This is a genomic window from uncultured Corynebacterium sp. (genome assembly GCF_937999985.1).
Taxonomy (GTDB): domain Bacteria; phylum Actinomycetota; class Actinomycetes; order Mycobacteriales; family Mycobacteriaceae; genus Corynebacterium.
Window position 1 is genome coordinate 14,129 of the sequence record NZ_CALLDG010000104.1, and the last position, 18,558, is coordinate 32,686.

General features: G+C 62.8%; 14 protein-coding genes and 1 tRNA gene. 5 read left to right on the top strand and 10 right to left on the bottom strand.

Annotated features, from left to right (window positions below):
* The first annotated feature begins 1 nt into the window (after position 1).
* Positions 2 to 1,495 (top strand): hypothetical protein, encoded by a 1,494-nt coding sequence (locus Q0331_RS04860; protein WP_298075348.1) that lies wholly within the window; start codon positions 2 to 4, stop codon positions 1,493 to 1,495.
* A gap of 294 nt (positions 1,496 to 1,789) precedes the next feature.
* On the opposite strand, the gene Q0331_RS04865 is transcribed toward Q0331_RS04860, so the two are convergent.
* The 9 genes from Q0331_RS04865 to Q0331_RS04905 all read right to left on the bottom strand — a co-directional run bounded on the left by Q0331_RS04865 (position 1,790) and on the right by Q0331_RS04905 (position 11,049).
* Positions 1,790 to 2,536 (bottom strand): GtrA family protein, encoded by a 747-nt coding sequence (locus Q0331_RS04865; RefSeq protein WP_298075349.1) that lies wholly within the window; start codon positions 2,534 to 2,536, stop codon positions 1,790 to 1,792.
* A complete protein-coding gene (locus Q0331_RS04870; protein ID WP_298075350.1) occupies positions 2,478 to 3,188 on the bottom strand; it encodes a GtrA family protein in 711 nt (236 codons plus the stop codon). The genes Q0331_RS04865 and Q0331_RS04870 overlap by 59 nt, the downstream gene beginning before the upstream one ends.
* Positions 3,189 to 3,479: 291 nt before the next feature.
* Positions 3,480 to 4,388: a glycosyltransferase gene (locus Q0331_RS04875; protein WP_298075351.1), complete on the bottom strand. Its 909-nt coding sequence runs from the start codon at positions 4,386 to 4,388 to the stop codon at positions 3,480 to 3,482.
* 3 nt (positions 4,389 to 4,391) lie between these two features.
* Positions 4,392 to 6,209, bottom strand: coding sequence for a long-chain-fatty-acid--CoA ligase (locus tag Q0331_RS04880; protein ID WP_298075352.1), 1,818 nt, complete (start codon positions 6,207 to 6,209; stop codon positions 4,392 to 4,394).
* 334 nt (positions 6,210 to 6,543) lie between these two features.
* Positions 6,544 to 7,716 (bottom strand): hypothetical protein, encoded by a 1,173-nt coding sequence (locus Q0331_RS04885; protein WP_298075353.1) that lies wholly within the window; start codon positions 7,714 to 7,716, stop codon positions 6,544 to 6,546.
* Between the two features lie 451 nt (positions 7,717 to 8,167).
* A complete protein-coding gene (locus Q0331_RS04890) occupies positions 8,168 to 8,494 on the bottom strand; it encodes a type II toxin-antitoxin system HicB family antitoxin (protein WP_298075354.1) in 327 nt (108 codons plus the stop codon).
* Positions 8,495 to 8,496: 2 nt separating this feature from the next.
* Positions 8,497 to 8,763 (bottom strand): toxin HicA, encoded by a 267-nt coding sequence (locus Q0331_RS04895; protein ID WP_298075355.1) that lies wholly within the window; start codon positions 8,761 to 8,763, stop codon positions 8,497 to 8,499.
* Between the two features lie 550 nt (positions 8,764 to 9,313).
* Entirely contained in the window at positions 9,314 to 10,102 is a 789-nt protein-coding gene (locus Q0331_RS04900) for an ABC transporter ATP-binding protein (RefSeq protein ID WP_298075356.1), read from the bottom strand.
* Between the two features lie 59 nt (positions 10,103 to 10,161).
* The gene (locus Q0331_RS04905) at positions 10,162 to 11,049 is read right to left on the bottom strand and encodes an ABC transporter permease (RefSeq protein WP_269944704.1); all 888 of its coding nucleotides are present in this window, start codon (positions 11,047 to 11,049) and stop codon (positions 10,162 to 10,164) included.
* Between the two features lie 458 nt (positions 11,050 to 11,507).
* Between Q0331_RS04905 and Q0331_RS04910 the strand changes: the two genes are divergently transcribed.
* Both Q0331_RS04910 and Q0331_RS04915 read left to right on the top strand, forming a co-directional pair.
* Positions 11,508 to 12,875, top strand: a complete 1,368-nt coding sequence (locus Q0331_RS04910; protein WP_298075357.1) for an aminotransferase class V-fold PLP-dependent enzyme — start codon at positions 11,508 to 11,510, stop codon at positions 12,873 to 12,875.
* 9 nt (positions 12,876 to 12,884) lie between these two features.
* Positions 12,885 to 13,781: an EamA family transporter gene (locus Q0331_RS04915; protein ID WP_298075358.1), complete on the top strand. Its 897-nt coding sequence runs from the start codon at positions 12,885 to 12,887 to the stop codon at positions 13,779 to 13,781.
* Positions 13,782 to 13,832: 51 nt separating this feature from the next.
* Here Q0331_RS04915 and Q0331_RS04920 read toward each other — a convergent pair whose 3' ends face one another.
* Complete coding sequence (locus Q0331_RS04920; RefSeq protein ID WP_298075359.1) at positions 13,833 to 14,834, bottom strand: NAD(P)H-quinone oxidoreductase; 1,002 nt, start codon at positions 14,832 to 14,834, stop codon at positions 13,833 to 13,835.
* A gap of 90 nt (positions 14,835 to 14,924) precedes the next feature.
* On the opposite strand from Q0331_RS04920, the gene Q0331_RS04925 reads away from it, so the two are divergent.
* Together Q0331_RS04925 and Q0331_RS04930 are read left to right on the top strand one after the other, a co-directional pair.
* A tRNA-Ser gene (locus tag Q0331_RS04925) sits at positions 14,925 to 15,009 on the top strand.
* 812 nt (positions 15,010 to 15,821) lie between these two features.
* A partial coding sequence (locus Q0331_RS04930; RefSeq protein WP_298075360.1) for a YPDG domain-containing protein occupies positions 15,822 to 18,558 on the top strand: 2,737 nt, incomplete at its 3' end.

The window sequence follows — 18,558 nt, forward strand, 5'->3', positions numbered from 1 at the left end:
CATGAATCGCTCATCGCTTTATGGGGCCGCCGGGGGCTATGAATCAGCCGGCGGTTCCACTGCTGCGCGAGCGAACGGGAACGGCGGCGCGGAGGCCGCAGATGCCGTAGATGCGCCGGAAAAGGCGCAGACCACGGAGGCGCCAATCGCGGGTGGGAGCGTGATCTCCCTGTCGCAGATCCGCACCGCCCGGCGCGACGGCGCCGACGGAGCGGAAGCTAACGCCGGGGGAGCGGCAGACAGCACAGCTGAGGGGATTAGCGCCGAGGGGGCGGAAGTGCAGGAAAGCCTGGGGATTATGTCTACACCGGGGGCGGGGAGCAGCAGGAACTCCGGAACCCACACCAAGGTTTTCACCGTGGTGGTGGAGCATCACTTCCCAGGCGTAGGAAGGTACTCCCGTCTGCTCAGCGTCTCCGGTGCTATGAGCGTGGCGGACTTCGCCGACGCGATTCTCACTAGTTTCGACTGGCCTGAATCCGTGAACCGAGTCCCCGAGGCGCACCCCACTCGCTACGTCGCGAAGGCGGAGCGCGGCGCCGGGGCCACCGCTGACACTGCTACCAGCGCCGACGCTGCCCCCGAGCCAACCTGGAGCTTCCGCGCCCGCACCGCTGGCCGCGTGCGCGTCTACGCCAAGGGTGCAAATTCCATCGGCACTGCTCTCGGCGACATTTTCCGCCGCGGGACCATCGGCGTGCTGAAGGTAGGCCGCTACGATTTCAGCGTCAACGTCACAGACACCACCACCCGCCACGAGGAGATCGAGCTCGTCGCCACCAGTTCCCCCTTCGACGCCTCCTTTGACGCGCCGGGCGAGGCGGATGCCGAAGCAGTGCTCCTGGCCGCCGATTTCCTTGCCGATACGGAGGAGGATGCGGCTGAGACGGGTGGCGTCAATAAGAATCAGGAAGACGAACTCGCCGCGCATCTGCACCCTGCGGGCATTCCGGCGCGCGTGGACGTCACGGAGGTGAACGTGGCTCTGGCGGGCGAGGATACCGTGGAGCAGATCCTCGCCGAAACCGACCCTGAGCTGCGGGAACTGCTGCACGAGCGGGCGCTGTACGAGTTCATTCCGCTGCTGCAGGCGCTGGATTTGGAGCGGCCGGCGAACGTTACCGAGCACGCCGCCGAGTTGCTGGCCGACGCGCCGATTGAGAAGAGCAAGATCGGGCGCGCGGCTGCGTGGGCGCGGATCATTGCGCTGTCCACGCTGGTGGATTCGGAGGTCGACGAGGTCAGCGAGGCCTTCATGTCGGCACTCGGCTTCACGCGCGCGGATGCGAAGCTGCCTCCGACGGATACTGCCTTGGGTACTGACGCCCTCAGCGCCAGCGAGATCAAGTGGCTGTCGCGGCGGACCGGGCGCATCTTGGCGCAGGTGGGGGCAAGCAAGTGGGAGCCTCAGCCCGATGACCAGGCGGTTCCTTTGGTTCCGCAGTGTTCGCTGCTGGACCGCTTGGAGATGTACCGCTTCGTCCTGCAGCGCTAGCTTGGGTGGGCTGCTGCGCTAGCTTGGCTGTGGTGGAATGTCGCTAGATCGGGAATACGTCGGCGCTCGCGGAGCTCTGCAAAAATCTACAACGCTCTGACCTGCGGCTTTGCGAATTTGCAAACCGGTTCCATTAACGCATTCCCGTTCTAACGACATTTCCCCCAAAGACAGTCCCCTGGAACCGCTTAGCCAGCCACGCATTCCCGTTCTAACGACATGTGGGTACCGGTGAGGCTTCCGGAAGCCTCCAGCCAGCCCGGCTAGCGCTTGGAGCTACAGCTACAGCTACAGCTAGCGCTTGAAGATGAGGAACTTCTGGATCAGGAAGTTCAGCACCGTCGCCGTGCCCTGGGCAATCACAAAACTGATCGCACGCACCCAGAACGCATTCAGGTCGAAGCCCTCCAGCCACGGGATCGATACCTTGTACAGCCCCCACTGCACAGCAAAGGTCAGCCCGTAGGTCACCATGGTGATGGCGAATCGGCGCCCACTCGGCTCCGCCTGGAAAGTCCACCGACGGTTGATGAAGTATGCCGTCAGGGTTCCCAGCACGAATCCCAGTGCCTTGGCCACGCCATCGCTCAAGCCAAACGCAAAGGTGAACAGCGCTGTGGAGCCGAAGTCCACAACAGCGCTGAAGCCTCCGACCAGCACAAACTTCACCAGCTGCGACTGGATGATGCGCTGCGCCCGGGTGGTGTGCTCGGACTGAAAGTTATCGCCAACCCGCGCGCCCTGCTCGGCAGCGGCACCGGAGCCGCTGGTCTCGCCGGCGCCGGAAACCGCGTGGCGCCCGCTGACATCGGTCTCGTCGGCGCCGGAAACCGCGTGGCGCCCGCTGGCATCGGTACCGCCGGCGTCGGCAACGGCACCGGCGCCGGAAGCAGCGCCGGCGCCACTGGAGTGCTCGGCCCCAGCTGGGTCGGTGCCTGGCTGGGGCGAGGGGGCGTCATTAATAGCGTCATTAAAAGAAGGCTTAGACATCCGCATCACCAGCACCAGCACCTGCACCGCCAGTCCGCGGCTCGACCACACGCACCACGCGGCTGGCCTCGCGCGGCTTCGCGCGGAACGTCCACAGCTTGTTGAACAGGAAGTTCGCGGGCACCGCCAAGATCACGCCAATGAAGTTGCCCCAGTACGCGCGCGTGCGCAGCCCCGTGGAGTTATCGAAAATGTCCTGCGGCAGGGCGATCGGCGACTCGGGGTTCACCAGCGCCGTCGAGACCACCAGCGTGATCAGCAGTCCGAACACGCCCACGGCCATGAATTGCGGTAGCTGCTTCCACCAGGCGCGTTTCGGCTCGTGGCGGAACGTCCAGTAGCGGTTCAGGCAGAAGTTCCAGATGTTCGCCAGCAGGAACGCGATCACGGAAAACACGTGGTACCAGCGGAAATGGTATTGGGTGCCGAGGAGGTTCAGGAAGGCATCCTGCACGTGAATGTCCCAGCCGGCCTCCGCGAGCTTCTTCGACACCACGAAGATCGCCTGGTTGACCACAAACCCCGACGCGCCGACGAGCCCGAATTGGATGAACTGCCGCGCGACGTTGCGGCGGCGGTGCGCGCGGGAGGCAGCTGCGTCTTCGGCGTTCTTCTTATTGACGCCAGCGTCGTCAGCGGGCTTAGTGGGCTCAGCGCTCGGGGTGATCTGGGTTTCGGACACGGTCACTTCGGCTAACTTCATCCTCGGTTAGGTGGTGTTAGGCGGCGCCGCCGGGAGGCGGCCTTGGGCGTTTCCTTGGTTTCAGGAGCGCTGGGACCCAGGGGCTCTGGGGCGCCAGGGCTGCTCAAGGGCTGCTCAAGTGCTGCTCGGGGCACCGCGATAGTCACTTAAGACTACGCCTGTGACCGGGTAAAAGGGAAAATCCTGGCCGGTGTGTGCGCTTAAAAAGTTGCTTAGAACTCGCGCGAGCGCGCTGCGGGGTGCTGTGCCCCCGCACCCCGCGCCCGCTCGTGCCGCCGCGGCGGGCCCGCGCTAACGCCCTGGCCGGCGGAACTGCTCGCGCCGGCCGAGCGCATGCAGCCGTAGCCACTCGGCGAACCCCTTCGGGTCCTTCTTCTGCACCAGGAAGAACCATCCGAAGCGGGCGTATTCCTGCGGCAGCAGCTTGCGCATGCCCGGCTGGTTCATGATGTAACCGCGGTTGCGGTACGTGAAGTAGCGCTTGAATTCGTTGTCCGGGTACTGCGTGTGCATCTTCCCGCCGAGGATCGGCTTGAACTCGTCCGACCCGTCGGGGTGCAGATACGCGCAGGTCAGACACGTTCCGAAGGGTAGGCCGCTGCGGACCAGGCGGCGGTGGTACTCTACCTCATCGCCACGGATGAACAGCCGATAATCGGGAACGCCAATTATCTCCATCGCCCGTGCACTGATCAGCGCGCCGTTAAACAGGCTGGCGATCCCCGGCAGGAACGAACCCTCCAGCTCAGATAGCGTCCGCCGCCACACCAACCCCTGGCGCAGTGGGAATGCCAGCCGCTCCGGATCCTCGATATTGCACACCACCGGGCTGATTTCCTCCAGCCCCTCGCGCTCCGCAACTTCCTGCAGGGTGGCCAGCACGTGCTCGTCGGCGGGGCGCCCGTCGTCGTCGGCGCACCAGATCGCGTCGACTCCCAGGGAAAGCGCGGTCAGGAATCCCAGCGCGAAGCCCCCGGCCCCGCCCAGGTTCGTCGCGGACCCCACGTAGTGGCCCCGCGACCCGCACACCGCCTCCACCAGCTCGCGCACTGCCGGGTCGTTGCCGTTATCCACGACCACCACATGTGCGACCTCCGCGCCCTCCTGGTTAGCAACCTGGCGCAGCGAAGCCTCCAGCAATTTCACACGGTTATGCGTGACGATCACTGCGGCGACGGTGTCTTTCCTGCTCAGCGGCATGTTCTAGGCCTGTTCTTTCTCTGCTACTAGCTCCTGCACCTCACGGCGGCGCACCTTGCCCAGCTGGTCGGCGGGCAGCTCTTGGAATGCATGGAATACCTTCGGCACCTTATACGCAGTAAGTCGTTCTTTGGCGAAGGCGCGGAAGTCGTCGGCGTCAATAACAGCACCGTCGGCCAAAACCACAGCCGCAGCAACGGTTTCGGACCCATCCTTGCGCTGCACGCCAACGACGGAAGCCTGCTCGATGGAGGGGTGCTCGCACAGGACTTCCTCGACTTCGGCGGGGTAGACGTTGAAGCCACCGGTGATGATCATTTCCTTGATGCGCGAGACGATCTTCAGGTACCCGTCGGATTCCATGACGGCCATGTCGCCGGTGCGGAACCAGTCCTCGTGGAAGGCCTTGGCGGTGGCGTCCGGGCGGTTCAGGTAGCCCTTGAATACCTGCGGGCCGCGGACGACCAGCTCGCCGGCCTCGCCGTCGGGCATGGTCTCGGCGGGGTTGTCCGGGTTGGCGATGCGGATTTCGGTGGAGGGGAAAGGCACGCCGATGTAGCCCTCGCGGCCCTTGCCCATGGGGTTACCTGCGATGATGGGCGCGGTTTCGGTCAGGCCGTAACCTTCCACGATGTTGCCGCCGGTGCAGCTTTCCCACTCGCGGACGGTCTCTGCGGGCAGTGCGCTGGCGCCGCTGAAGGAGTTGCGGATGCCGGAGAGCGGTATGTCGCGCTTTGCCGCTTCCTTCATGATGTTTTGGTACAGCGCGGGCACGCCCGGCATCCAGGAGGGCATGTTCTTCTTCATCACGCGCATGACCAGCGGCATTTCAGGCGCGGGCAGCAGTTGGATCTCGCCGCCGATCATCGGCGCAAGGGTGATGTTCATAGTCAGGCCGTAGGCGTGGAAGATCGGCAGCGCGGCCAGCATGACCTCCGGCTTCGGCCCCTTGCCCAGTCCCTTCACCCACGCCTGCCCCTGCCGCAGGTTCGCGATGAGGTTGCGGTGAGTCAGCACGGCGCCCTTGGGCTTGCCGGTGGTGCCGGAGGTGTAGAGGATCAGCGCAGGGTCGGTCGGGTCGATCTTTATATTCTTGACGCCACCACGCAGCCACTTCTCGCCATTTCCGCCCGTGCGCATGAAGCTCTTCCAGGAGACGGCGGCTGGCGCCGGGCCGGTGAGCTTTTCCTTCATGGCCTTGATCTTCGGGATCGGCAGCTTCAGGGCGTAGCGCAGCGGAGCGGGCATTTCGTCAGGGAGGGTGACGGCGATGACCGTTTCGAGGGGGCTGTTCAGCCGCAAGGTCTCGGCGACGTCGCCGACCTTGTCCCAGAAGAAAGCCACCTTGGCGCCGTGGTCGTTGAAGGGGTGGCGGAGCTCAGCGGCAGTGTACAGGGGGTTGTGCAGGGTGGGAACTGCGCCGATGTTCTGGATTGCGTAGAAGGCGATGAGGGCCTGCGGGCAGTTCGGCAGCGCGATGGCAACGTGGTCGCCGCGCTGCACGCCGAGCTTCTCCAGGGCTGCGGAAGCGATGGCGACCTGGCGGCCGTACTGCTCGTAGGTGGTGGCCTTGCCGAAGAAGGTGAAGGCGTTGCGCTCGCCGATGGTGTCCACGGCGTGCCAGAAGACCTCCGGGATGGTGAAGCCTGCGGGGTTTTCCGCCGGGTCGTCGAGGTCGATGGTGTGCGGCGTCCACGGGGTGTAGTGCTGCAGCCAGGCCTTAGAGTTGAAGGCCTCGGATGCGGTTGCGCCGTCGCTGGAGTTGGTGCCGGCGGGGGTGCCTGCGCCGTTGTCGCCTGCTGGGTTGGTCAACTGTTTCACCTGGTTCTGCTTGTGTTGTTCGTAAGTTGTTCTACGTGTGCTTTGGGTTTAACTTGCTGGTTCAATCTGCTGGTTCAATGTGCAGGGCGTGGCTGCGCTCACGTGCAGTATGCACTGTGCACTGTGCCTGCACTGTGCCTTCAGTCACGCCTGCGTGTCCGTGACCGAGTCTAACGCTTTGGGCGCTCCAACTGGCGGGGTTCTTTAATTCTCTTTTTATCTCTAGTTTGTGGCTAGCTTGCGCCGGGCTCGCGCCGGGAGCAGCGGTCGGCCCGCGGGTCTGATGGTGAAGGCGAACGGGGGCGAGGGCGTCAATAAGAAAGAACAAAAAGGGCTACGACCAGGCGAGCGCGCCGCCGCTCCAGAGGGTGCACGGCGGGCGGGTCGGGCGCGCGGCGAGGGCGTGGAAATGCTCGCTGACCTGCTCGATCGCGCGGCCGGAGAGGTACGTTTCCGCCGTGACACGCAGCAGCGTGATTCCGCGGGCTTGGATGTCGTTTTCGCGCTGGCGTTCCTTCAGAAGGGCGCGCTCGATGGCCGGCGCGGTGGAGCCGTATTTCTCGCGGCCGTCGTATTCGACGGCGAGGCCGACGTCGAAGAACATGTCCACGCGCCCGATGGCCCAGCCGCCTTCGTTGAGTATGTTGACCTGCTGAAACGGCGCGGGCAGGCCGTGTTCCCAGAAGCGGATCTTCAGCTGCGATTCGCGCGGACTTTCGGAGAAGCGGGTGATGAGGCGCGCGGCCGTGCGGGCTCGCTGGGCGCCGTGGCGGATGGGCGCGGTTTCCGGCGTGGCGGTTAGAGTGGCGCCTGGGTCGCGCATCCCGTCTTGCCAAGCGCGCCACGTGCGCCATGCGTTCCACGTGATTTTCTCTGTGTGTAGCGCGGCCTCCGTGGCGATGACGGCATCGTCCAGCGTGTGCCGAAGCCCCAGGTCGTGGCACGTATCCAGCAGCCCGCTGGTCCAGATTTCGCCGAACTCTGTGGGGATCAGCACGGCGCGCTGGCCTTGCCCGGGCGTCGCGAGGTGGCGCTCTGACCTGCCGTTTCTTCCCATCAGGCTTCTTTTTGGTGACGCCAACTCCACCGTCTCCGGCGGCCCGAATTTCTCTAGGGGCAGGCCGTGGAGGAAGGCCGCCGATTTGCCTGCCACGACGGCTGGGATTCTGTGGGAGTAGCGCAGGTATTCCGCCACGATGAAGGCCTGCGCTTGGATTTCTGCCGCGTTCGGTTGTTGGCCGATCTCACGCCAGAGACCTGCGGGTATGTAGATCCCGCGAGCGAGGCGGACGGCCTCGCCTTTCTCTACCCAGCGTTGCCACTTCCGGGCTTGGGAGGGGTCGATTCGGCGCACATCGACCAGGTGTTTCACAGGCTGGTGATGCTTGGCTGGCGTGTAGGCGCTGGGTTTTGTGGTGTTTGGCTTGGTGGCTGTTGGCTTGGTGGGTTTGGTGTTTCTGCTGGTGGTGGGTTTGCTGATGCTTGCGTTGGTGTTGTCCCCCGTCATGGGAGGTATTCTTACACCTTCTGCGCGAGTAGTGTGCTTGGGATCCGGTGCACTGAGGATAAATTGTGGACGGCACCTGACTTATCCACAGGTAGAAAAATTTTTGATGCCAAGTTTCTCGCGGTGGTGTATAGGAAGCTGCAGGGTCGTCGTTGGGCGAAAATGTCGTTAGATCGGGAATACGTTAATGGGAACAGTTTGCAGATTTACATAAGCGCAGGTCACAGCGTTGTGGATTTCTGTGGAGCTCTGCGGGCGCCGACGTTTTCCCGTTCTAGCGACATTTCGACCCGGTGGCCGCCCTGCACAGCCTGATTTAGCTGGTGTTTTCCCGTTCTAGCGACATTCGGGCCCACCAAGCGCCCTCCACAACCCCCTGCGCGCCGAAACTCCCAGGCCAGGCGAACGTTCCAACCGTCGCCTGCTAGTGGGCGTCAATAAAAATCCGCAACTACCGCGCCGCCAATTTCTGATTAACCAGCGTGTTCAGCGAAACGCCCTCCGATTGCGCCTCGATCGCCAGCATCCGATGTAACGACGGCGAGGTCCGCACGTTGAACTTCCCCGAGAATCGCCGCAACCCCAGCGGCTCCGGCACGGCTTCCCCAGCTTGTGTCATGTCCTCTACAACTTCGGCCACCAGGTCCAGCAACCCAGCTTCGGCCTGCGCGCGGTCGGGAGCCAGCCACGACAGGGACGGAAACTCGGTCACAGTTGCGACGAATTCCTGATCCTCGTCTGACCAGGCAGTTTGGTAGGTGTACTTGTGCACGTCCATGGTTATCGCCCGCCTTTCTTGCGTCTAGTTTCCAGCTTGTCGACGGCCCGCAGGACCTGTCGGACCTGGTAGGGCTTCGCTTTCCCGTTGGAGTTTTGGATGTTCACGCGCGGGTCGCCGCGCCAGGGTGTTTTGTATGTTCGGTGGGAGGTCTTGGTTGTTTGCCGGCTTTCAAAATAATGGTCGCAGACCTTCGTGAGCTCGGTAAACCGGATGCTCGCGGGCGCTCTGCGCATTTTCTCGAGGATCTCGGGGACGCTGTTGCCCATGCAGCGATAGTACCACAGGTGGTACTATTTGTTCTTTCTTTCTGACGCCCTCAGCCTCTTCCTAGCCCCACTTGTGTCGCTGGGGTGTGGGGAGAGGTGGGTTGGCTGGCGGTCTGGGGGAGGCTGCGGCCCGCTAGAATGTCGTTAGAAAGGGAATGGGTGGCCGGCTGAGGGGCTCCGGGAGGGGGCTTTGGGTGGGAATGTCGTTAGAACGGGAACGGGTTAATGGGGCTGGTTTGCAAATAGTCAAAAGCGCAGGTCAGGGCTTTGTGGATTTCTGTGGGGCTCTGCGGGCGCCGACGTATTCCCGTTCTAGCGACATTCTGGCCTTGCGGGAGGTTGCTTGAGCCTGATTTAGCTGGTGCTTTCCCGTTTTAGCGACATTCCGGCCCGCCAAGAGCCCCGCGCAGCCTGCTCCGGCCGACGTATTCCCGTTCTAGCGACATTCGCAGTAGACAAAGGAGGGGGCGAGGACAGCAGCCCCAGCAGCCTCGCAAGCCCCACCCCCGCAAACTTCAGCAAACCCCAGCGGCCCAGCACCCCGCCAGCACTAACCCCGGCCCAGGTCCTTCAGCACCTTGCGGACGTGCGCACCAGCCTCCGGCCCCTCATAGGCCTCAACCACATCATCCACGCGGCCAACCTGCCGGACCTCTCCGTGGTCGATCCACAGCGCACTGTCACACAGCTGCGCCAGGAATTCGTTGCTGTGCGAGGCGAAAACCAGGATGCCGCTCCGCTCAACCATCTCCACTAGCCGCCCGCGCGCCTTAGCCATGAACGCAGCATCCACGGCGCCGATGCCTTCATCCAGCAGCAGAATCTCCGGGTCGATGCTGGTCACAACCCCCAAAGCCAGCCGAATCCGCATGCCCGTCGAGTAGGTGCGCAGCGGCATATCCAGGTATTCGCCGAGTTCGCTGAACTCCGCAATGTCGTCCATTTTTCGTCGCATCGCTTTCCGCGTCTGCCCCAGGAACAGCCCGCGGATCATGATGTTTTCGTACCCGGAGATCTCCGGATCCATGCCCACACCCAGGTCGAACACGGGTGCCACGCGCCCGCGCACGATCGCGGACCCGCGCGTCGGCTCGTAAATCCCACTGAGCAGGCGCAGCAGGGTGGACTTGCCGGCGCCGTTGTGCCCGACCAGGCCGATCCGGTCGCCGTCCTGCAGGTGCAGATTGACGCCCTTAAGCGCCTCCACCATCACCGTATTCGACGAGTTCCTGCCGATCGCGCCGCCGGCAGCCCCCAGGAATGTCTGCTTCATGGAGCGGGTCTTCGCATCGAAGATGGGGAAGTCTACGCAAGCGTCGTAAGTGTCAATCGAAACCATGTCATCTCACTTTGTTGTTTCAGTTGTCGCGGCTGGCGGGCCCAAGCCCGCCAGCGCGGCTAAACCCAGTAGCTCACGCGGAAGCGCCAGCGGCGCATCACCAGCAGGGCCAGTGCAAGCCCCAGCACGGTCAGCACGCCCACGATGCCCCAGTGGTAGGCGGGGACTGGCTCGCCGATCATCGGCCCGCGGACGATCTCCAGGTAGTGGTACAGCGGGTTGATCTCCGCAATCTTTGCTCGCTCGGCCACTGCCCCGCCTTGGTCGCGCAGGGTTTTGGTGGTCCAGACGATGGGCGTCATATAAAAGGCTAGTTGGACTAGCGAATCCAGCAGCGGGGCTACGTCGCGGAAGCGGGTGGCGATGATGCCGAAGAACATGGTCACCCAGATGCCGTTGGCGATCATTAGGGCCATGGCGGGTACGACCAGCAGCACTTCCCAGCCGAGCGATGGGCGGAACACGGCCAGCAGCACGAGCCAGATCACAAGGTTGTGCAGCAGGAAGAGGAATTGCTTCCACACCAGGCGGTACACGTGCACCGACAGGGCGGAGGGCAGTTGCTTGATCAGCCCTTCGTTGGCGATGAACACTTCCGAGCCGTCTTTGATGCAGCCCGAAATGAAGCCCCACAGGATCAGGCCGACGGCGACGTGCGGCAGGAAGCTGGCGAGGTCTTGCTGGAACAGCAGGCTGTACAGCAGGCCGAGGGCTAGGGCCATCACGCCGGTGGCGATGGTGATCCAGAGGGGCCCGAGGGTACTGCGCCGGTAGCGTTGCTTGATGTCTTGCCAGCCGAGCGCGAGCCATAGTTCGCGCTGCGCAAGCCCCTTCTTCAGGTCGGCCCACGCCGCACCGAAGGTTTGGGAGTTGCTAGCTGGGATGTCGCCGTCTGCCGCGGCGGTGATCCGCTGTAGATCCGCGGCCTCTGGCATTTTTTGTGGCATGTGGTCCTGCTTCTTACTGCTTCGCGTTTTCGTTGCTGTTGCTTTGAGGCAGTCTATTTTACTTTGTGACGCCCACACCTCCTATTCCCGGCGAGTCCCGCTTTCGCTTTAGTGGCGGCGCGGGCGGCAGTTAGCGGCTGCAGTTCCCCGCGGCGCGAGGCGCCGGTCCGCGGCCGCGACCGGGCACGGTGTTGCCTGTCCGGATTGGGCGCTAGTATCGGTTGAGGTTAGTTCTCCGGCTCGCCTGCGGTGGGCTGAGACCTGCCTACCGTGCAGTGGGCTGAGTCCCGGCCCCTCGCAGCGAGCCCCTGCCTAGCGCAGTGGGTTGGTTTCGCAGCCGGGCCGGGGAATGCTCATCGCCCTTTGAGGGGCGCAGCCGCGAGCCGCAGAAGACGGCGCGAGGTGCGGAAAGTACCGTCCGAAGCAGTCTATATATAAGGAATGTAAGGAGTAGTCCAGTGTTCGATGTGCCACGGGTCCGGGGGTTGTATGCATCGCTGTCGGATGGCTGGACGTACTTAAACGCGCAGGATTTCCCGCAGGTGCCGGAGAGGGTGTCTTCGGCGGTGGCGCGGAGTTTCCGGGTGGCTTCTTTGCTGGAGCCGCCGGAGTCCACGACGGGTTCGCATTCCCGCGCGCAGCGCCTGGGTCGCCGCATTGGTGAGTCTTTCGGCGATTCCGCGCGTACTGCGATTGCGGATCTGACGGGCGCGCGGCCGGAGAATGTGGTGCTGGGCGCTTCCCGCGAGGCGCTGCTGGATGATTTGGCGCACGCTCTGTACCGGCGCCTGCGTCTGGGCCAGGAGGTCGTGCTTTCACGTATCGATGATCCGGCGAACGTGGCACCGTGGAAGCATGCGGCGGATCTGTATGGCGCGCGGGTGCGCTGGGCGGAGCCGGATCTTTCCAGCGGTGTGCTGCCGGCCTGGCAGTTCACGAACTTGGTGGAGCCGGAGACTTCGGTGGTCGCGGTTTCCGCCGCGAATCGTTACGTGGGTGCGGTGACGGATGTGCGTGCCATCGCGGATTGTGTGCGGGCGAAGTCCCGGGCGCTGCTGGTGGTGGACGTGGATTCCTTCGCCCCGTACCGCGTGGTGGACGTGGAGCAGATGGGCGCGGACGTGCTGGCCCTGGATGTTGCCAGCCTGGGCGGCCCGAATGTGGGCGCGCTGGTGTTTAAGGACGATGCTACCCGTCAGGCCGTGTTCCGCTCTGGCCATGGCGTGGGCGTGGGTGGCGTGTCCGAGGGGCTGCTGGGTGGCGTGGCGGAGGCCGTGGACCACCTGGCCCGCCTGGATGATTCCGCCCGCGGCACCCGCCGCACGCGGTTGAAGACGGGTCTGCCGCACGCCGCGGACTACCTGAATTCCTTGGCAACGCACCTGGTGGAAGGTCTGCAGAGCCTCGGCACTGTCCACGTGATCGGCGTGGATGGGGACGGCCACGTGCTGGAGGAGTTCGCCGCCGTGGACCGCGTGCCGCGCGTGAGCTTCCTGGTGGATGGCGTGCCCGCGGGCGTGGTGGTGCAGCGCCTGCTGGCTAATGGTGTGGTCGCGGGTGTGGTCGCGCCGGGCCAGTCGCAGCTGCTGGAGCGCATGGGGGTCTTCGAGGAGCAGTCGGCCGCTGGGCCGGCTGCGCCGGGCGCGAACTCCCGTGGTCGTCACGTTCGCAGGGGCGCGGACTCAGATACGGCCTCGGCCGCAGACGCAGCCTCGGCGCTGGGCTCGGCGCTGGATCAGGCCGGTGCAGTTTCCGTCGGGTTCGCCCCGCACAACACCGTGCATGATGTGGACCAGCTGGTGCGGGTGGTGGCGTCCGTAAGATAGCGTGGCCGTGTGCTTCGACTGATTACTGCGCTTACACCGATAATTTGGGGAACGACGTACATCGTCACCACGAACCTGCTGCCGCCTGGGCGGCCTCTGCTGGCGGGTGTGCTGCGTGCGCTACCTGCGGGTTTGATGCTGCTGCTGTGGTTTCGTAGGCTGCCGCGCGGGCAGTGGTGGTGGAGGTCCGCGGTGTTGGGGGTTGTGAACATCGGCGGCTTCTTTGCTCTGCTGTTCGCGGCGGCGTATCTGCTGCCGGGCGGCGTGGCGGCGATTGTGACGAACACCGCGCCCCTGTGGGTGATCGCCCTGAGCCCGGCGTTGTTGGGCACGCGCATTCAGCCGTACCAGGTGATCGGCGCGCTCGTTGCCGTGGTGGGTGTGGCTTGTTTGGTATTGACGCCCGCCGCGGCCCTGAATACCGGCGGCATCCTCGCGGGCTTGGGCGCCAGTGTGTGCATGGGTCTGGGTGCGATTCTGGCGAAGAAGTGGGGTAAGCCGGACGATGTGCCGCAGCTGGCGGTGACGGGCTGGCAGCTGACTTTCGGCGGGTTGTTCCTGGTTCCGTTGCTGCTGGTGATGGAGGGGTTGCCGGATCACCTGACCGGCCAGAATGTGTTGGGTTATGCGTATCTGACGATCTTCGGCGCCCTGATTGCGTATGGTATTTGGTTCCACGGTTTGGCCAAGTTGGACGTGGTGCAGGTGGCGATCCTGGGCGTGTTGAGCCCGGTGACGGCGACGTTCCTGGGAGTGGTGTTCGTCGGCGAGAGGCTTTCGCTGGTGCAGTGGGCTGGCCTGCTGTTGGTGCTGGCGGCGCTGGTGTTGGTGCAGACGGGCGGGTGGCCGCGGCGGCGCGGGCGCGGAGCCCGCGGGAGCGGGCGGCTTACCAAGCCGCGCGCCTAGGTCGCCGCGATCGCTTGCCTGGCGCCGGGCCGCGAGCTTGGCTCGCCGCTCCTAGCTCTGCGGCAGTTCGAGCACGATCTTGCCGGTGACTTCCCCGGCCAGCAGTGCCTTGTGCGCGGCGGCGGCTTCGGCGATGGGCATGATCCGGTCGATGTGGTGGGTGATTTTCCCGTTTTCCAGCAGGGGCCAGACGTTGCGCAGGGTTTCGGCGACGATGCGCGCCTTGTCTTGGTTGTCGCGGTAGCGCAGGCCGGTGGCGCTGATGTTGCCGCGTTTGTTGAGTAGCTTGGCGATGTTTAGTTCGCCCTTCACGCCGCCTTGCATGCCGATGATCACGATGTGCCCGTCGGGGGCCAGGGCCGTGATGTTGCGGTCGAGGTATTTTGCGCCGATGATGTCCAGGATCACGTCCGCCCCGCCGTGTTCTGTGAGGACCTCGGCGAAGTCCTCTTCCTTATAGTTAATGAGGATGTCCGCGCCGTAGCGGCGGCATACGTGAAGCTTTTCTTCGGAGCCGGCGGTGACGGCCACGGTGGCGCCGAGGGCTTTGGCTAGTTGGATGCCGAAGATGCCGATGCCTCCGCCACCGCCGTGGAAGAGGATGGTATCGCCTTCGCGTAAGTGGGCGGTCATCATGATGTTGGACCAGACGGTGCAGGCAACTTCCACCACGCTGGCGGCTTCGGCGAGGCTGTACCCGGCGGGGATGGGGAGGAGTTGGCCTTCGGGCACGGTGGCGTAGTCGCTGTACCCGCCCCCGGAGAGCAGGACTGCGACTTCGTCGCCCGGGTGCCAAGGGGAGCTGTCGGGGCGGGTGGCTCCGTTGGGGTCTTCGATCACGCCTGCGGCTTCGAGCCCGATGATGTTTGTGGTGCCGCGGGGTGGGGGATAGTGGCCTTGGGCTTGGAGGGTGTCTGCTCTATTGACGCCAGCGTAGTGGATGCGCACCAGGGCTTCGCCGGGTTGGGGGTCGGCGATGCTGGTGGTTTGCCAGGCCAGGGAGCTGGGGTTTTCGGTATCGGTCTGGATGATTGCGTTTGTGGTGATGCTCATGGACTCCACCCTAATGAATCATTGTGCGGCTGGGAATGGGTGCGTTGTGGTGTGGGGTGTAAGATGTTTTGAGCGGTATTGAGCCGCGTTGGAAGTATGGCAGAGCGGCCGAATGCACTGGTCTTGAAAACCAGCGATGGGAAACCATCCGGGGGTTCAAATCCCTCTACTTCCGCAGATTGCATTTTCTTGTGCGGGTGGAACGCTTTGGGCTTAGTGAGTCGTGAGAATGATGCGGGCGCCCCTTGGGTCTGTGTTGTGTGGGTGCGCAGCGAGATAGGTCAGGGCCCGTCGTGTTTTCGGGGGATACCCTGGTTAAGTTTGGACGTTAGCTTAAGATTCTGGGGGTATATGCGGGGGTGTATATCCAGGAGAATATAACAGTTTTATATAGTGACTGGGCTATGAATCGCTGCTGATCCTCTCGCGCGGTTCGAGGTTCTTGCGCTGGCTCCTAGGTTGAAGTGCGGTGTGATGTGGCTATTTTTGCATAACAATGTAGTCGAATGGTTCCAGTGGCGGCTGCCATAGAGGGGGCGTTCTGATCGGGCTGGGGCCGAAAATGGCTATCAGTTAGACGAAGTAGATTGTTGAACAATAGCGGTTTATATCGACTTTCTCATCGACTTCGGTGGCAGACGCGCTTCGGCTGGCGAGGTATAAAATACTCCCCTGCTGTGCGACGACTATATCTAGGGTGGTTTAAAGGCGTGCTTCGGAGGGTTTGGAGTTTGGGTTTATTGAAGCTCGGGGCTAGAGGGAATTGATAGGAGTGTGTAATTAATATACATGAATAGTGGTTCATCTTCGAGTTAGTATCGGTCGCTTTGTTTCTGAATAGCGAATAAGGTTTCGTGAAGAGACTTGCGCTCGCGTGCAATCTTCTTGGACAGCGGATTGCTGGTGTGTGGAGGTCATGACGTGTGGCCTACTCGACATGGGTAGGCCTCAAGAAACTTAGAGAAGTCTTAGGAAAGGACTTAACTCATGTCGAACTTGCGCGGACGAACCATCCGTACTGGTTTCGGGGCGAAGGCCCTCGGCTTCAAGAACAACAGCATGAAGTCCATCGCAGCCGCTGGCGCTGTGCTGGCGCTGGCAACCACCGGCACCGTTGTTGTGCAGACGCAGGCCGCTCCGGCTGCGGTTGCGCAGGAGGATCAGCCGGCTGCTGAGGCGCCGACAACTGGTTCTGACAAGGCCATCTACTCGCCGGGTAAGGCAAGCCAGAAGGGCACCATCTCCGGTTCCGTTAAGGAAATCGTAGAGGCCAAGGTTGGTTTTGGTAACGTCCAGGACTCCGCTAAGGCCATTCCGGGTGTGAAGGTCTACGCCCAGTGGTACGAGGGTGAAAACACCCAGCACTCCTCCCCGGTGTACTACACCGAGAGTGATGCTAACGGTAACTTCACCATCAACATGGCCCCGTACACCGATGCTCTCGGTGTGACCCGTGAGTTCCGTGCGGATGCCTCTGTAGGTACCCCCAACGGCGGTGACTGGAGCTGGGACGAAAACCGCGAAAAGATCCGCGTGTGGACCGAACTTCCGGAAGATATGACGGACACGTACCGTCTGGTGCACCAGCCGGCAGCTGGTATCTTCCCGGGCATCGGCGCAAACACGACGCCGACCACCCAGGGTGATGCGCCCTGGGGTGACAACAAGATCACCGGCATGACCATCCAGTACGCCCAGAAGGACAAACTGCCGCAGCACCTGCCGGAAAACAAGTGGGCAGAAAGCACTGGAACGGGTGGTAACGATGGTACCTACGCTGGTCGAGCTTTCTGGAACCTTGACGTGCTGCAGGGAGGTCTGAACCACAACACTGTGAGCGCCTTTGGTGGCAAGGACATTCCTGCCGCTGGCATGAAGGTTGTTGGCTCTTACCTCACCGATGACGCGGTGAAGAAGATTGAGGCGTACGCGAAGGGCAACTTCGCGGGCAAGACCCTGCGTGGCAAGGACTGGACCCCTGCTGATGAGCAGGGTCTGCAGAAGTGGATCAATGAGCAGGTAGCAGCGGATCCAGAAGGCTGGATCGCAGAAACCCTGACCACCACCACCGGCACTGACGGTAAGTTCGAGCTGCGCTGGAAGGGTATCTACGGAAACTCCTACAACAGCCGTGGAATCGTGTCTGCAGACAAGTTCGGCAAGCTCGCAGGTTCCCACAAGGAGGGAGCTTGGGAGAACGGTGGCCTCAACTCCAAGCACGTCAACATGCACTGGAGCTACGTCAGCATTCTTGACAAGGACGGCAACCCGCTGCCGGACAACATCGGTACGCTTTACCCGTGGTCGCTTGGCCAGTGGGCGGGTCCGGGCTTCGGTGCTGACCTGAATGCTGGTGCTAACGCACAGCTCTTCGGCGGTGACGGCGCGTACATCGGTAACACCACTGATGGCTACACCGGTTGGAACATCGCGCTTACTCCGCAGGCCTTGAAGTTCGATGTTGTCGACAAGAACACCACTGACAACTGGGCCAACCTCGGTGACAAGGTCCAGACCGATACTGCAGGCCTTCCGATCTCCGATGACCTGCAGTACTACATCGAATGGTACGACAAGGACGGCAAGTTCGTTAAGAGGTGTCAGACCCAAAGAGCTGACGCCGCAACCAAGATCCCGAGCTGTGAGCTGGAGGTTCCGGCGGATGCTCAGACGGGTGACACATACACCGCTCGCCTGAAGGTCACCGCTGGTAACCCGGATCCGGCCAACGACCTTGTCTTGGCAATGGACGCTTTCGCAGTCTCGCGTGATTACCTCAAGTACGACCCAGTCGATGCCAAGGCAGACGAAAAGGCTGACTCTCAGCCGAAGTTCGACAACCCGGCAACCGAGCCTGAGGAAACCAAGCCGGAACAGGCAAAGTTTGAGCTCGGCGAGCTGCCTGAGGGCGTCACTGAAGACCAGGTCGAGGTTGACCCCAAGACCGGTGTTGTGACGTTCACTCCGACCGCCGAGCAGGCCGGCGAGACCATCAACATCCCAGTCGTGATGCGCGACGAGGCTCTGCAGGTTCCGGTTCTCGATGAGAACGGTGACCCCGTAAAGGATGAGTCCGGCAACCCGAAGACACAGGGTCGCATCGTCGCTCGCGCTGACGCTCCGTTCAAGGTCGTGGACGAAGCACCGAAGACTGAGCAGAAGGATGACTTCACCCCTGAATACACGGATGGTTCTGGTAAGCCGGGTGATGACGTCACGATTGATGCGCCTAAGTTCACGGACAAGGACGGTAAGGACACCGAGGCTCCTGAGGGCACCAAGTTCACCCCGGGTGAGAATGCTCCGGAGGGTGTGAAGGTTGATGAGAACACCGGTGAGATCACTGTTCCGGTTCCGGAGGATGCGAAGCCTGGTGACAAGATCGAGGTTCCGGTCGTTGTGACCTACCCGGATGGTTCGACTGATGAGGTGACTGTTACCGTCACGGTTGAGGAGCCCGATGCTCCGGAGCAGCCTGGTGACAAGGACGCCGACAAGGTCGAGCCGGGTTACGAGGATGGCTCTGGTAAGCCGGGTGATGACGTCACGATCGACGCTCCGACCTTTAAGGACAAGGACGGTAAGGACACCGAGGCTCCTGAGGGCACCAAGTTCACCCCGGGTGAGAATGCTCCGGAGGGTGTGAAGGTTGATGAGAACACCGGTGAGATCACTGTTCCGGTTCCGGAGGATGCGAAGCCTGGTGACAAGATCGAGGTTCCGG

Coding starts and splice junctions, on each gene's coding strand:
- Q0331_RS04890 (WP_298075354.1), bottom strand. CDS start 8,494: ATGGACGTGCACAAGTACACCTACCAAACTGCCTGGTCAGACGAGGAT.
- Q0331_RS04900 (WP_298075356.1), bottom strand. CDS start 10,102: ATGGTTTCGATTGACACTTACGACGCTTGCGTAGACTTCCCCATCTTC.
- Q0331_RS04860 (WP_298075348.1), top strand. CDS start 2: ATGAATCGCTCATCGCTTTATGGGGCCGCCGGGGGCTATGAATCAGCC.
- Q0331_RS04870 (WP_298075350.1), bottom strand. CDS start 3,188: ATGAAGTTAGCCGAAGTGACCGTGTCCGAAACCCAGATCACCCCGAGC.
- Q0331_RS04895 (WP_298075355.1), bottom strand. CDS start 8,763: ATGGGCAACAGCGTCCCCGAGATCCTCGAGAAAATGCGCAGAGCGCCC.
- Q0331_RS04885 (WP_298075353.1), bottom strand. CDS start 7,716: ATGACGGGGGACAACACCAACGCAAGCATCAGCAAACCCACCACCAGC.
- Q0331_RS04920 (WP_298075359.1), bottom strand. CDS start 14,834: ATGAGCATCACCACAAACGCAATCATCCAGACCGATACCGAAAACCCC.
- Q0331_RS04905 (WP_269944704.1), bottom strand. CDS start 11,049: ATGCCACAAAAAATGCCAGAGGCCGCGGATCTACAGCGGATCACCGCC.
- Q0331_RS04875 (WP_298075351.1), bottom strand. CDS start 4,388: ATGCCGCTGAGCAGGAAAGACACCGTCGCCGCAGTGATCGTCACGCAT.